Genomic DNA, 13,008 nt, shown 5'->3' with positions numbered 1-13,008 from the left:
GATCGTTCAAGACACCACCTCGGCGGCCTCGATCACCGCGTGCAACAGCACGTCCGCGCCCTTCGTGGCCCAGTCCTGGGTGATCTCCTCGGCCTCGTTGTGGCTCAGCCCGTCCTTGCATGGGCACATCACCATCGCCGTGGGGGCCACGCCCGCGACCCAGCAGGCATCGTGCCCCGCGCCGGAGACGATGTCGCGATGCGAATAGCCCAGCCGCTCGGCGGCGGCGCGCACGAGCCCCACGCAGCCCGCGTCGAAGGTGACGGGGTCGAAATGCCCCACCGGCTCGATCTCGAGCCCGAGCCCCAGTTCGGTCGCGATCCGTTCGGCCTCGGCCTCGACCTTTTCGCGCATCGCGTCGAGCTTGGCCTGCTCGGGCGAGCGGATGTCGACGGTGAACACCGCGCGGCCGGGGATCACGTTGCGCGAGTTCGGGTAGACATTGGCCTGCCCCACCGCGCCCACCGCGTCGGGTTGGTGCTCCATCGCGATGCGGTGCACGGCCTCGGTGATCCGCGCCATGCCAAGCCCCGCATTGACCCGCATGTTCATCGGCGTCGATCCGGTGTGGCTCTCCTTGCCAATCAGCCGGATCTCCAGCCACCACAGCCCCTGCCCATGCGTGACGACGCCGATCTCCTTGTCTTCGGCCTCGAGGATCGGCCCCTGCTCGATATGCAATTCGAAGAGGGCATGCATCCTGCGGGCACCGACCTCTTCCTCGCCCTTCCAGCCGATCCGCTCCAGCTCGTCGCCAAAGCGCTTTCCTTCCGCATCCTCGCGCGCATAGGCCCAGTCGAGATCGTGCTGCCCGGCAAAGACGCCGGAGGCCAGCATCGCGGGGGCGAAACGCGTGCCTTCCTCGTTGGTCCAGTTGACGACAACGATGGGGCGGCGCGTCTTTACCCCCATGTCGTCGAGGGTGCGGATGATCTCCAGCCCGCCGAGCACGCCGAGCACGCCGTCATACTTGCCGCCCGTCGGCTGGGTATCGAGATGGGAGCCGACATAGACCGGCAGCGCGTCCGGGTCCGTCCCCTCGCGCCGCGCGAACATCGATCCCATCGTGTCGACGCCCATCGACATTCCCGCCGCATCGCACCACTTGGCGAAAAGCGCGCGCCCCTCGGCATCGGCGTCGGTCAGGGTCTGCCGGTTGTTGCCGCCCGCCACGCCGGGGCCGATCTCGGCCATTTCCATGAGGCTGGCCCAAAGCCGCGCGCCGTCGATCTTGAGGTTTTCGCCGGGTGCGGACATGCGGGTCTCCTCGCGGGGCTGCGGGTCATGCACCGGGGGTCATCGATTTGACCGCCCGGTAAAAATCACGCTATCACGGCCCCGATACCAGTCAAGTTTCGCGTGAGCGTTTCGGATACGCGGCGCGACATGGCGCGAAACGAGGCAAAAACGGGCGGCTGCGCCCGTTCGACAGGACCGGACATGACCGACAGCCCCCCGCGCACCCGGATCCAGGCCCGCAACCGGGCCACCATCCTCGAAGCGGCGCTGGAGGTGTTCGCGGCGCATGGGTTTCGCGGCGCCACCATCGACCGGATCGCGCAGGCGGCGGGGCTCTCCAAGCCGAACCTGCTTTATTACTTCCGCTCGAAGGAGGCGCTGCATCTCGCGATCCTCGAGGATCTCATGGACCTGTGGCTGGCGCCCCTGCGTGGCATGGACCCCGAGGGCGAGCCGCGCGAGCAGATCCTGACCTATGTGCGCCGCAAGCTGGAGATGAGCCGCGACCACCCGCGCGAAAGCCGCCTCTTTGCCAACGAGATCCTGCAGGGCGCGCCGCGCGCCCGCCCGGTGCTGGAGGGCGAGCTGAAATCGCTGGTCGATGAAAAGGCCGCGGTGATCGCGGGCTGGTCGGCCTCGGGCCGGATCGGTCCCGTCGATCCGCACCACCTGATCTTCTCGATCTGGGCGCTGACCCAGCACTACGCGGATTTCGAGGTGCAGGTGGGCGCCATCATGGGCGGCACCGACCCCTACCCCGCCGCCGAGATCTGGCTCGAACAGGTGTTCGGCGCGGTGCTTGCCCCGCCCGGCGAAACCGGCTGACGGCGAACGGGGCGGCCCGCCGGACCGCCCCGCAAACCGGTACGCCGGGGCGGTCGTTACTCGGCGGCCTGCGCCATGGGGTTGTTGGGATGCGTGGTCCAGTCGGCATGCTCGGGCGACACCACGCGACCGGTGCGCGGATCGGTCGTGCCGGCGGCCATCGGCACCATGTCGATGCAATTCTCGACCGGGCAGACATCGACGCACAGGTTGCAGGCCACGCATTCCTCGTCGATCACCTCGAACACGCGCTCGGGCGACATGGCGATCGCCTGGTGGCTGGTGTCCTCGCAGGCGGCGTAGCAGCGGCCGCACTTGATGCACAGATCCTGGTCGATCCGCGCCTTGGCGACGTAGTTGAGGTTGAGGTTCTTCCAGTCGGTGACGTTGGGTACGGCCTTTCCGACGAAGTCCGATGTCGCGCGGTAGCCCTTTTCGTCCATCCAGTCCGACAGCCCGGCGCACATCTCTTCGACGATGCGGAAACCATAGGTCATCACCGCCGTGCAGACCTGCACGTTGCCCGCGCCCAGCGCCATGAACTCGGCCGCGTCGCGCCAGGTGGTGACGCCGCCGATGCCGGAAATCGGCATCCCGCGCGTCGCCTCGTGCCGGGCGATCTCGGACACCATCGACAGCGCGATCGGCTTGACCGCCGGGCCGCAATAGCCGCCATGGCTGCCCTTGCCGTCGATCGAGGGCTCGGGCGAGAAGCTGTCGAGGTTGACAGAGGTGATGGAGTTGATCGTGTTGATCAGGCTCACCGCGTCGGCGCCGCCGCGCTTGGCGGCCTCGGCGGGCTTGCGCACGTCGGTGATGTTGGGGGTGAGCTTCACGATCACCGGGCGGTCGTAATACTGCTTGCACCAGCGGGTGACCATCTCGATGTATTCGGGCACCTGCCCGACCGCCGCCCCCATGCCGCGCTCGCTCATGCCGTGCGGGCAGCCGAAATTGAGCTCGATCCCGTCGGCATTCGTCTCCTCGACCCGCGGCAGGATCGCCTTCCACGCCGCCTCCTCGCAGGGCACCATGATCGAGGCGATCAGGGCGCGGTCGGGATAGTCGGCCTTGACCCGCGCCATCTCCTCGAGGTTGGTCTCGAGATCGCGATCGGTGATCAGTTCGATGTTGTTGAGCCCCAGAAGCCGCCGGTCGGCGCCGTAGATCGCACCGTAGCGCGGGCCGTTGACGTTGACCACCGGCGGACCTTCGGCGCCCAGCGTCTTCCAGACCACCCCGCCCCATCCGGCCTCGAAGGCGCGGCGGACGTTGTACTCCTTGTCCGTGGGCGGCGCGGAGGCGAGCCAGAACGGATTGGGGCTTTCGATGCCCAGGAACCGGGTGGTCAGGTCGGCCATCACGTCATCCTTTCGGTGGGGTCTCGTGCATCACGATGGTGTTGCTCTCGCTGTCGCAGAACATCGCGAAGCGCTCGGTGTCGCTCCAGGGCAGCTCGGTCGGGTTCATCACGAAGCGCACGCCTTCCGCCTTGAGCCGCGCGGTCTCGGCCTCGATATCCGCGCATTCAAGATACAGCACCGGCACCTCTTCGGAATAGGTCACTTCCTGGCGCCGGGCGAACTGGATCTTGGTCCGGGTCTCGGGCAGCTGCATCATGATGATGCGCCAGTCCTCGTCGAGATCGGCATCGAGCGCGACCTCCATGCCGATCCGGTCGCGGTAAAAGGCCAGCGCCCGGTCCTGGTCGTCGACCGGGAGCGGCAGGATGAAGATGCCGGTGAATGCCATGTGCTTATTCCGTCAGTGTGCCGTGGATATCCTCGGCGGCATCCCGACCCTGCGCCACGGCCGTGACGGTCAGGTCGTCGCCGCCCGCCGCACAGTCCCCCCCGGCCCAGACCTTGTCCATCCGTGTGCGCCCGCTACCCTGCGTCACAACCTTGCCGCGTTCGGTTTCGAGCATTTTCACGTCATCCAGCCGCTGCCCGACGGCGCGGAACATCTGATCGGCGGGCAGCACGAATCGCTCGCCCGTGCCGCGCAGCCCGTCCGGCCCCTCGGCCATCCGTTCGCAGACCACGCCCGACAGCCGCCCTTCGCCCTCGAGCGCAACGGGCACCGCCTCGAACATCAGCCGCACGCCGCGCTGCGCCGCGAGATCCTGCTCATAGCGGCTCGCGCCCATCCGGTCGCGGGCGCGGCGGTAGACCAGCGTGACGGTTTGCGCGCCCAGCCCCTTGGCCTGCACCGCGCAGTCGATTGCCGTCATGCCGCCGCCGACCACCACGACATCGCGCCCGACCGGCAGCGTGGCGAGATCCTCGGCCTGCCGCAGCGCCGAGATAAAGGTGACGGCGTCGTGCACACCCTCGATCGCGGGGTTCTCGACCACGAGATCGTTGACCCCCGCCAGCCCGATCCCGAGGAACACCGCGTCGTATTCCGCGCGCAGCGCGTCGAGCGTCACCTCCCGGCCGAGCCATTGCCCGTGCCGGACCTCGATGCCGCCGATCTCCATGATCCACGCCGCCTCGCGCGCGGCGAAATCATCGACCGTCTTGTAGGCGGCGATGCCGTATTCGTTGAGCCCGCCGGGCTTGGGCGCGCCCTCGCAGATCACGACGTCGTGCCCGTACCGCGCCAGCCTGTGCGCACAAGCGAGCCCGGCAGGCCCGGCGCCGACCACCGCCACGCGCTTGCCGGTGGGCGCGGCGCGGGTGAAGGGATGGCCCTGCCGCGCCATCAGGCTGTCGGTGGCGTGGCGCTGCAACAGGCCGATCTGCACCGGCTTGCCCTCTGCCGCCTCGCGCACGCAGGCGCCTTCGCACAGCACCTCGGTCGGGCAGACGCGGGCGCACATGCCGCCCAGGATGTTGGCCTCGAAGATCTCGCGCGCCGCCGTCTCGGGGCGCCCGGCCTGGATCTCGCGGATGAAGAGCGGGATGTCGATCTCGGTCGGACAGGCCGTCACGCAGGGCGCGTCATGGCAGAAATAGCAGCGATCCGCCGCGACCCGCGCCTCGTGGGCGCTCAGCGGCGGGTGCAGATCGGCAAAATTCTCCGCCAGGGCGTCTGCGGGCAGGCGTCCGGCAATCGGTCCGGTCTGTGGCTGGGTCGGCATCCGAGGTCCCCCGTGGCGGCATTCCGTTTGCCCGAGCCTGACACGGATTCATTTTTTTCCAAACGGTAAATTTTAGGCGGTCGGCGAACGTGTTTTTCTTGACCGGCGCCGCCGCCGGTCAGAGGGTGACGCGACACCAGTGAAGGAGGCCCGTCATGGACGATCTGATGCACAACGACCCCGCCCGCGTCATCGAAGCCGATCGCGCCCATGTCTGGCACCACATGCTCCAGCACCGCGCGCTGGAGACCTCCGACCCGCGCATCATCGTCGAGGGGCGCGGCATGCGGGTGTGGGACATCACCGGAAAGGAGCATCTCGACGCCGTCTCGGGCGGGGTCTGGACCGTCAATGTCGGTTATGGGCGCGAACGCATCGCCGACGCGGTGCGCGACCAGCTGGTGAAGATGTGCTATTTCGCCGGGGTGCAGGGTTCGGTCCCCGGCGCGCGGTTTTCCGAGGCGCTGATCGAGAAGATGCCGGGGCTGTCGCGCGTCTACTTCGCCAATTCCGGCTCGGAGGCCAACGAGAAGGCTTTCAAGATGGTGCGCCAGATCAGCCACAAGCATCACGGCGGCCGCAAGTCCAAGATCCTCTACCGCGAGCGCGACTATCACGGCACCACCATCGCCTGCCTCTCGGCGGGCGGGCAGATGGAGCGCAACGCGCAATACGGCCCCTTCGTGCCCGAATTCGTGATGGTGCCGCACTGCCTCGAATACCGCGCGCAAGACGGTCTCGCGGGGGCCGATTACGGGGTGCGCGCCGCCGAGGCGATCGAGGAGGTGATCCTGCGCGAGGGCCCCGACACGGTGGGCGCGCTCTGTCTCGAACCGATCACCGCGGGCGGCGGCATCATCGTGCCGCCCAAGGGCTATTGGGAAAAGGTGCAGGAGATCTGCGCCAAGTACGACATCCTGCTGCATATCGACGAGGTGGTCTGCGGGCTGGGCCGCACCGGCACGTGGTTCGGCTACCAGCAGTTCGGGGTGAAGCCCGACATCGTGACGATGGCCAAGGGCGTGGCCTCGGGCTATGCCGCGATCTCGTGCTGCGTGACCACCGAGGCGGTGTTCGAAAAGTTCAAGGACGCCTCCGACCCGATGGCGCATTTCCGCGACATCTCGACCTTCGGCGGCTGCGCTTCGGGGCCGGTCGCGGCGCTCGAAAACCTGCACATCCTCGAAGAAGAGGACCTGCTCGCGAACTCCACCCGCATGGGCGCCTACCTGCAGGAGGGGCTGTCGCAGCTGATGGAGAAACACGCTTTGATCGGCGACGTGCGCGGCATGGGGCTGTTCGCGGGGGCCGAGCTGGTCGCCGACCGCGCCACGCGCGAGCCGCTGGCCGAAAAGCAGGTGCAGGCGGTGGTGGCCGATTGCCTGCGGCAGGGCGTGATCATCGGCGCCACCAACCGCTCGGTGCCGGGTTTCAACAACGTGCTGCTGTTCGCCCCGGCGCTGATCGCGGGCCGCGCCGAGATCGACGAGATCCTCGCGGCGGTCGATGGCGCGCTGGGCCGCGTGACCGGCTGAGCCGCGCAAACACGGGCGCGCGGGCCATGCGATCCGGTCCGCGCGCTTGACCAGACCGGGGGGCGGGCGCTTTGCTTGGCCCTGCCCGCACAGGGCAGGCCAGAGAGGAGATCCGCCATGCCCCGCTTTCTCGTCCATATCCACACCGGACCCGCCGACCCGAACAAGGCGACGCTGGGCTGTCTCGTGGCGCTCGCCGCCGCCCGCAAAGGGCACGACGTGACCGTGTTCTTCGCGGGCGACGGGGTGCACCTGCTCGCGCCCGACCATGCCGGGATCGAGGGCGAGGGCACGGGACGGCTTGGCGATCACCTGGTCGGGCTGGCCGAAACCGGGGCGCGGTTCCGGGTTTCGGGGATGTCCGCCAAGGCGCGAGGCTACGACGCGGCGCTGCTCGACGGCCACCCGGCCGAGTTCGCCCAGCCCGACGCGCTGGTCGATCTCGCACAGGCCGCCGACACGCTGCTCTGCTACTGATCCCAGTATATGAAACCGCAGCCCGAATTGTGGTACAGCCTCTTGTGTCCGGCAGGGCTGCGGTGACACTCTGTGCGCAGCGCGAAACAGCAGCGAGAAAAGCAGATGACGGGCCCAGAGGCGATCCACCCCGACCTGAAGGAGGCCTCGGTCTTCGTGACGGGCGGCGCAAGCGGCATCGGCGCGGCACTGGTCGAAGGCTTCCTGCGCCAGGGCGCGCGGGTGGCCTTCTTCGACCGCGCCGACGCCGCCGAGACGGTCGAGGCGATGGAGGCGCGCATCGGCAACCGCCCGCTTTTCATCCAGGGCGACGTGACCGACACGCCCGCGCTGATGGCCGCGATCGACACCGCCGCGACCACGCATGGCCCGGTCACGGTGCTGGTGTCGAACGCCGCGAACGACACGCGCTATGACGCGCAGGATCTGACCGAGGCGGAGTGGGATTCCTGCCTCGACGTGAATCTCAAGCCCTATTTCTTCGCCGCGCAGAAGGTCGCGCCGATGATGGAGGCGACGGGCGGCGGCGCGATCGTCAACATGTCCTCGGGCAGCTACCTGATGGGGGTGGCGCGCCTTGCCCCCTATGTCGCCTCCAACGCCGCGATCATGGGGCTGACGCGCAGCCTCGCGCGCGAATGGGGCGGCCGCGGCATCCGCATCAACGCCGTCGCACCCGGCTGGGTCATGACCGAGCGGCAGAAGGAGCTCTGGGCCACGCCGGAGGCGCAGGAGCGCCACCGCGCGCAGCAATGCCTGCCCGAGCTGATGCAGGCCGAGGATCTGGTCGGCGGGGTGCTGTTTCTCGCCTCGAAGGCCTCGCGCATGGTCACCAGCCAGATGCTGGTGATCGATGCCGGCGTGAGCGTGACCGGATGAGCGCGCCGGACTGGATCGCGCTCGACTGGGGCACGACGCATCTGCGCGGCTGGGCCATGCGCCGCGACGGCACGGTGATCGAGGAGCGCGGCTCGCCCAGGGGGATGGGCACGCTCGCGCCCGACGGCTTCGAGCCCGCGCTGCGCGAGATGTGCGGCGACTGGCTCGACGGCGACCCGGTGCCGATCATCGCCTGCGGCATGGTCGGCGCGAAACAGGGCTGGGTCGAGGCCGCCTATGCAAGCGTGCCCTGCCCGCCGCTTTCGGGCGCGCTGACCGCCGCGCCGGGGCGGCTCGATGCGTGGATCATCCCCGGCCTGTCGCAATCGGGCCCCGCCGACGTGATGCGCGGCGAGGAAACGCAGGTCGCGGGCTTCCTCGCGCTCAATCCCGGCTGGGACGGGGTGCTCTGCCTTCCGGGCAGCCATTCGAAATGGGCGCATCTGAGCGCCGGCGAAGTGGTGAGCTTTCGCAGCTTCATGACAGGTGAGCTCTACGCCGCGCTGTCGCAGCACAGCGTGCTGCGCCATTCGGTGCAGGGCGAGGGCTGGGACGAGGCGGCGTTCGACGACGGCGTGGCCGAAACGCTGTCGCGGCCCGAACGGCTGGCCTCGGCCCTGTTCACGATCCGCGCCGCCGATCTGCTCGAAGGCCGCGACAGCGCCACCGCCCGGGCCCGGCTGTCGGGTCTGCTGATCGGCGCGGAGCTGGCGGCGGCCAAACCCTACTGGCTCGGCCAGCAGATCGGCGTGATCGGCGCGGGCGGGCTCGCCGGGCTCTATGTGCGCGCGCTGGGCGCGCAGGGCGCGCCGGCCACGCAGGCCAACGCCACCGCCGTGACGCTGGCGGGCCTGACCGCCGCATGGAAACAAAGGACGCAAGCATGACCCGACCGCTCATCGCCATCCTGCGCGGAATCACCCCCGACGACGCCGTAGCGATCGCCGAAGCCCTGATCGCGCAGGGCATCACCACCATCGAGGTGCCGCTCAACTCGCCCCGCCCCTTCGAGAGCATCCGCCTGATGGCCGAAGCCTGCGGCGACCGCGCGCTGATCGGCGCGGGCACGGTGCTCACCACCGCGCAGGTCGAGGAGCTTCAAGAGGCGGGCGGGCGGATCGCCGTGTCGCCCAACATGAACACGGAAGTGATCCGCGCCACCGTTGCCGCCGGAATGGAAAGCTGGCCCGGCGTGATGACCCCGACCGAGGGCTTCGCGGCGCTGGCCGCGGGCGCCACCGGGCTCAAGCTGTTCCCGGCCAGCCTGATCGGTCCGGACGGGCTCAAGGCGATGCGCGCGGTCTACCCCAAACAGGCGCGCATCTACGCCGTGGGCGGCGCGGGCGCGTCGAATTTCGGCGACTGGATCGCCGCCGGGGCGGACGGCTTCGGCCTTGGCACCGCGCTCTACACGCCGAACCTGTCGGTCGAGGAGGTCACGGCGCGCGCGAAGACCATCGTCGCGGCCCATGACGCGGCCGTGGCATGACCGGTCTGTCCGCCTTCGAGGTGTTCGACGACACCTCCTGCGTGCTGGGCGAAGGCGCGCTGTGGCACCCCGAGCGCGAACAGCTGTTCTGGTTCGACATCCTCGGGCGGCGGCTGCACACACCCGGCCAGCATTGGGTGTTCGAGGACATGCCCTCCTGCGCGGGCTGGATCGACCGCGACACGCTCCTGGTGGCCACCAACAAGGCGCTGGTCCACTTCGATATCGAGACCGGCCGGAGCGAGACAGTCTGCGATTTCGACAGCGACAACCCCGTCACCCGCTCCAATGACGGGCGCGCCGATCCGCATGGCGGGTTCTACGTCTCGACCATGGGCATCGACGGCGAGGTGAACGCGGGCGCGCTCTACCGCTATTATCGCGGCGAGCTGCGACAGATCCGCTCGGGCATGACCATCCCCAACGCGATCTGCTTTCCGCCCGAAGGCGGGTTTTTCCACTATTCCGACACGCCGACCGGCATGATCATGCGCCAGCGCACCGATGAGAACGGCTGGCCCGTGGGCGAGGCGGAGGTCTTCGTCGATCTCAAGCGGTCGGGCCACAACCCCGACGGCGCCGTGGTCGATGCCGAAGGCACGTTGTGGAGCGCGCAATGGGGCAGCGCCCGGCTCGCGGGCTATGACCGCGAGGGCCGCGAGATCGGCGCCCACCCCTGCCCGACCGCGCCGCAGGTCACCTGCCCGGCCTTCGGCGGCGACGACATGAGAACGCTCTATCTCACCTCCGCCACCGCCGGGCTGTCGGAAGCCGAGATCGCCGACGCCCCCGATTCGGGCCGTACCTTCGTCACCCGCGCGACCGCGCCGGGGCAGAAGGAACACCGGGTGATCCTGTGACACCCTTCGGCATCGACGCGGCGGGCCATGCCGTGCACCGCCTGCGGCTTGCGGGTGGCGGGCTCTCCGTCGACCTGCTGACGCGCGGATCGATCCTGCGCGCGGTGCGGCTCGATCGCGTGGACCGCAATCTGACCCTCGGCTCGGACGATCTCGCCGATTACGACGGCGCGATGCGCTATTTCGGCGCGATTGTCGGCCCGGTGGCCAACCGCATCGCGGGCGCGCGCGCCATCATCGACGGGGCAGAATACCGGTTTGGCGCCAATGACGGGCGGGCGATGCTGCATTCGGGGCGACACGGCACGCAGTTCCGGGTCTGGGAGGTGGTCGAACAGGACACCGATGCCGCCACGCTCGGCATCGACCTTGCCGACGGCGCGGACGGCTTTCCCGGCAACCGCCGGATCGTTGCGCGCTGGTCGCTGCACGGCCCCGCGACGCTGCGGCTCGAGCTGACCGCCACGACCGACGAACCGACGCTGATGAACCCGGTGAACCACAGCTACTGGAACCTCGCGGGCACGCCCGACATCGCCGGTCACAGGCTGCGCGTGGCGGCCGGGCACTGGCTGCCGACCCATGACGACGCACTGCCCACGGGCGAAATCGCGCCCAGCGCCGGGAGCGATCACGATTTCCGCGCGGCGCGCGCGCTGGAACCGGGGCAGCCGCCGCTCGATCACAATTTCTGCCTGTCGATGGAGGATGCCGCGCTGCGCGAGGTGCTGGAGCTTGCCGGTGGCGGCGTGACGATGCGCATGGCGACCACCTCGCCGGGGGTGCAGCTCTTTGACGGGCGCGACACCGACAGCGCCGGGCTGTCCCCCTATGCAGGGCTCGCCATCGAGGCGCAGCGCTGGCCCGACGCGCCGCACCAACCGGCCTTTCCGACCTTCCGCCTCGCCCCGCAAGAGACGTTCCGGCAGGTCACGGAGTGGCGCTTCGCCGCCGATTGATCCCGCACACGGCCCCGGTTCGCAGGCCGCTTTCGCACGCCCGGTTGACAAGGCCGACTCTTTTTATCAACTTTACCTCGATCGCATGCCAGCCCGCCCGGGCAAGCCGCGCCGCACCATGCCCGAGGACATCGCATGACGCCCATGACCGCCGCCCCGCCCCGCCACTGGCCCGCCGAAGAGGCCGAGCTGCCCGTGCACGACGCCCGCGCCCTGACCGCCGAAGGGGCACGGGCGCGCATCCTGCTCGACGGGCAGAGCTATACCTTGCGCATCACCCGCGCGGGCAAGCTGATCCTGACCAAATAGCCCCGGAGCATGCCCAAGCCCCCCTCCCCCTGCATCGGCGTGTGCAAGTTCAGGCGCGATGCGCATTGCATCGGCTGTTCGATGACGCGCGAGCAGAAGGCGCTGTCGAAGCAGGCCAAGAAGCCCGAGGCGCGGCGGGCCTTCGTGACGCTGGTGATGGCGCAGCAGGCGGTGATGGGCGGTTATCGCCACTGGGACGCGGCCTATGCCAAGGCCTGCGCGAAAAAGGGCGTGGAGGTGCCGCCCCGGCCCGATGCGGCCTGATCTTTGGACAGGTTCCGTCGGGACGCTCTAGGCAGATGGCCTTTATCTGTTAGACATCTTGGGTCCACCCTCATGGCCGGAGCCCGACCGATGACCACAGCCGCGCTGCCAGACCAGCCCGAGAGCCTTTCGAACCACCCCCGCAACCTCGGCACCCCGCTCGACGCGGCGATGTTCGAGGGCCGCGCCGTCAACCGTTCGGCCGCCGAGCGCCGCGCCGCGACGCTGACCACCCGCCGCTCGGTCAAGAAGACCCACCAGGCCGCATGGCTGGTGAATGCGATCCGCTGCATCGACCTCACCACGCTGGCGGGCGACGACACCGAGGGCCGGGTGCAGCGGCTCTGCGCCAAGGCGCGCCAGCCGCTCGCCCCGCGCATCGTCGAGGGCCTCGGCATCGCCGACATGGGCCTGACCACCGGCGCGGTTTGCGTCTACCCCACCATGGTGCCGCATGCCGTGAAGGCGCTGCGCGGCACCGGCATTCCCGTGGCCTCGGTCGCCACCGGCTTTCCGGCGGGCCTGATGCCGCTCAAGCTGCGGCTCGAGGAAATCCGCTGGACCGTCGATCAGGGCGCCGACGAGATCGACATCGTCATCACCCGCGAGCACGTGCTCAAGCGCGACTGGGCCGCGCTCTACGACGAGGTCGCCGCGATGCGCGAGGCCTGCGGACAGGCGCATCTCAAGGCGATCCTTGCCACCGGCGACATCGCCACCCTGCGCAACGTCTATGCCGCCTCGATGGTGGCGATGCAGGCGGGCGCCGACTTCATCAAGACCTCGACCGGCAAGGAGGGCGTCAACGCCACCCTGCCCGTCTCGCTCACCATGGTCCGCGCGCTGCGCGATTACGGCGACGCCACCGGTCACCGGGTCGGCTTCAAGCCCGCCGGCGGCATGAAATCCGCCAAGGATTCGCTGGCGTGGCAGTATCTGATGAAGGAAGAGCTGGGCAATGACTGGCTCCAGCCCGACCTGTTCCGGCTTGGCGCCTCGTCCATGCTGGGCGATATCGAGCGCCAGCTCGAGCACCACGTCACCGGGCGCTACGCCGCCGCCCATCGTCATTCGCTGGCCTGAGGGA

The 13,008-nt window shown here is 69.1% G+C and carries 15 protein-coding genes; 11 read left to right on the top strand and 4 right to left on the bottom strand.

Annotated features, from left to right (window positions below):
• Window positions 1–6: 6 nt before the first annotated feature.
• On the bottom strand, window positions 7–1,257 hold the full coding sequence (locus LOKHON_RS11785; RefSeq protein ID WP_017929646.1) for a Zn-dependent hydrolase: 1,251 nt from the start codon (window positions 1,255–1,257) through the stop codon (window positions 7–9).
• Between the two features lie 183 nt (window positions 1,258–1,440).
• Here LOKHON_RS11785 and LOKHON_RS11780 point away from each other — a divergent pair, with 183 nt between their 5' ends.
• Window positions 1,441–2,064: a TetR family transcriptional regulator C-terminal domain-containing protein gene (locus LOKHON_RS11780; protein ID WP_017929645.1), complete on the top strand. Its 624-nt coding sequence runs from the start codon at window positions 1,441–1,443 to the stop codon at window positions 2,062–2,064.
• Window positions 2,065–2,120: 56 nt separating this feature from the next.
• Here LOKHON_RS11780 and preA read toward each other — a convergent pair whose 3' ends face one another.
• Genes preA through LOKHON_RS11765 form a run of 3 tightly spaced genes read right to left on the bottom strand, consistent with a single transcriptional unit; the run spans window position 2,121 to window position 5,149 of the window.
• Entirely contained in the window at window positions 2,121–3,425 is a 1,305-nt protein-coding gene (gene preA / locus LOKHON_RS11775; RefSeq protein ID WP_017929644.1) for an NAD-dependent dihydropyrimidine dehydrogenase subunit PreA, read from the bottom strand.
• A gap of 4 nt (window positions 3,426–3,429) precedes the next feature.
• Entirely contained in the window at window positions 3,430–3,816 is a 387-nt protein-coding gene (locus tag LOKHON_RS11770; protein ID WP_017929643.1) for a VOC family protein, read from the bottom strand.
• 4 nt (window positions 3,817–3,820) lie between these two features.
• Entirely contained in the window at window positions 3,821–5,149 is a 1,329-nt protein-coding gene (locus LOKHON_RS11765; protein ID WP_017929642.1) for an NAD(P)-dependent oxidoreductase, read from the bottom strand.
• A 155-nt stretch (window positions 5,150–5,304) separates the two neighbouring features.
• On the opposite strand from LOKHON_RS11765, the gene LOKHON_RS11760 reads away from it, so the two are divergent.
• The 10 genes from LOKHON_RS11760 (at window position 5,305) to deoC (ending at window position 13,004) form a co-directional block, all read left to right on the top strand.
• Window positions 5,305–6,684: an aminotransferase family protein gene (locus tag LOKHON_RS11760; protein WP_017929641.1), complete on the top strand. Its 1,380-nt coding sequence runs from the start codon at window positions 5,305–5,307 to the stop codon at window positions 6,682–6,684.
• Window positions 6,685–6,801: 117 nt separating this feature from the next.
• Window positions 6,802–7,161, top strand: coding sequence for a DsrE family protein (locus tag LOKHON_RS11755; protein WP_017929640.1), 360 nt, complete (start codon window positions 6,802–6,804; stop codon window positions 7,159–7,161).
• 105 nt (window positions 7,162–7,266) lie between these two features.
• On the top strand, window positions 7,267–8,040 hold the full coding sequence (locus LOKHON_RS11750) for an SDR family NAD(P)-dependent oxidoreductase (protein ID WP_017929639.1): 774 nt from the start codon (window positions 7,267–7,269) through the stop codon (window positions 8,038–8,040).
• Entirely contained in the window at window positions 8,037–8,927 is an 891-nt protein-coding gene (locus LOKHON_RS11745) for a 2-dehydro-3-deoxygalactonokinase (protein ID WP_017929638.1), read from the top strand. The genes LOKHON_RS11750 and LOKHON_RS11745 overlap by 4 nt, the downstream gene beginning before the upstream one ends.
• Entirely contained in the window at window positions 8,924–9,529 is a 606-nt protein-coding gene (locus LOKHON_RS11740; RefSeq protein ID WP_017929637.1) for a 2-dehydro-3-deoxy-6-phosphogalactonate aldolase, read from the top strand. The genes LOKHON_RS11745 and LOKHON_RS11740 overlap by 4 nt, the downstream gene beginning before the upstream one ends.
• Window positions 9,526–10,389 carry an SMP-30/gluconolactonase/LRE family protein gene (locus LOKHON_RS11735; RefSeq protein ID WP_017929636.1) on the top strand — a complete coding sequence of 288 codons (864 nt, stop codon included), beginning with the start codon at window positions 9,526–9,528 and terminating at the stop codon, window positions 10,387–10,389. Before LOKHON_RS11740 ends, LOKHON_RS11735 begins: the two co-directional genes overlap by 4 nt.
• On the top strand, window positions 10,386–11,348 hold the full coding sequence (locus LOKHON_RS11730; RefSeq protein WP_017929635.1) for an aldose epimerase family protein: 963 nt from the start codon (window positions 10,386–10,388) through the stop codon (window positions 11,346–11,348). The genes LOKHON_RS11735 and LOKHON_RS11730 overlap by 4 nt, the downstream gene beginning before the upstream one ends.
• A gap of 144 nt (window positions 11,349–11,492) precedes the next feature.
• Window positions 11,493–11,657 (top strand): hemin uptake protein HemP, encoded by a 165-nt coding sequence (hemP, locus tag LOKHON_RS15550; RefSeq protein ID WP_064483982.1) that lies wholly within the window; start codon window positions 11,493–11,495, stop codon window positions 11,655–11,657.
• Between the two features lie 9 nt (window positions 11,658–11,666).
• Window positions 11,667–11,921 carry a DUF1289 domain-containing protein gene (locus tag LOKHON_RS11725; protein ID WP_017929633.1) on the top strand — a complete coding sequence of 85 codons (255 nt, stop codon included), beginning with the start codon at window positions 11,667–11,669 and terminating at the stop codon, window positions 11,919–11,921.
• A gap of 90 nt (window positions 11,922–12,011) precedes the next feature.
• On the top strand, window positions 12,012–13,004 hold the full coding sequence (deoC, locus tag LOKHON_RS11720) for a deoxyribose-phosphate aldolase (protein ID WP_017929632.1): 993 nt from the start codon (window positions 12,012–12,014) through the stop codon (window positions 13,002–13,004).
• Window positions 13,005–13,008: the final 4 nt, after the last annotated feature.

Origin of the sequence: Limimaricola hongkongensis DSM 17492 (genome assembly GCF_000600975.2) — a bacterium.
In the GTDB taxonomy this organism is placed as follows: domain Bacteria; phylum Pseudomonadota; class Alphaproteobacteria; order Rhodobacterales; family Rhodobacteraceae; genus Limimaricola; species Limimaricola hongkongensis.
Note: the sequence above shows the minus strand (reverse complement) of the source record. Positions and strands in the feature narration are given on the sequence as shown.

Coding starts and splice junctions, on each gene's coding strand:
- LOKHON_RS11745 (WP_017929638.1), top strand. CDS start 8,037: ATGAGCGCGCCGGACTGGATCGCGCTCGACTGGGGCACGACGCATCTG.
- LOKHON_RS11760 (WP_017929641.1), top strand. CDS start 5,305: ATGGACGATCTGATGCACAACGACCCCGCCCGCGTCATCGAAGCCGAT.
- hemP (WP_064483982.1), top strand. CDS start 11,493: ATGACCGCCGCCCCGCCCCGCCACTGGCCCGCCGAAGAGGCCGAGCTG.
- LOKHON_RS11755 (WP_017929640.1), top strand. CDS start 6,802: ATGCCCCGCTTTCTCGTCCATATCCACACCGGACCCGCCGACCCGAAC.
- LOKHON_RS11735 (WP_017929636.1), top strand. CDS start 9,526: ATGACCGGTCTGTCCGCCTTCGAGGTGTTCGACGACACCTCCTGCGTG.
- preA (WP_017929644.1), bottom strand. CDS start 3,425: ATGGCCGACCTGACCACCCGGTTCCTGGGCATCGAAAGCCCCAATCCG.
- LOKHON_RS11765 (WP_017929642.1), bottom strand. CDS start 5,149: ATGCCGACCCAGCCACAGACCGGACCGATTGCCGGACGCCTGCCCGCA.
- LOKHON_RS11750 (WP_017929639.1), top strand. CDS start 7,267: ATGACGGGCCCAGAGGCGATCCACCCCGACCTGAAGGAGGCCTCGGTC.
- LOKHON_RS11780 (WP_017929645.1), top strand. CDS start 1,441: ATGACCGACAGCCCCCCGCGCACCCGGATCCAGGCCCGCAACCGGGCC.
- LOKHON_RS11770 (WP_017929643.1), bottom strand. CDS start 3,816: ATGGCATTCACCGGCATCTTCATCCTGCCGCTCCCGGTCGACGACCAG.
- LOKHON_RS11740 (WP_017929637.1), top strand. CDS start 8,924: ATGACCCGACCGCTCATCGCCATCCTGCGCGGAATCACCCCCGACGAC.
- LOKHON_RS11785 (WP_017929646.1), bottom strand. CDS start 1,257: ATGTCCGCACCCGGCGAAAACCTCAAGATCGACGGCGCGCGGCTTTGG.
- LOKHON_RS11725 (WP_017929633.1), top strand. CDS start 11,667: ATGCCCAAGCCCCCCTCCCCCTGCATCGGCGTGTGCAAGTTCAGGCGC.
- deoC (WP_017929632.1), top strand. CDS start 12,012: ATGACCACAGCCGCGCTGCCAGACCAGCCCGAGAGCCTTTCGAACCAC.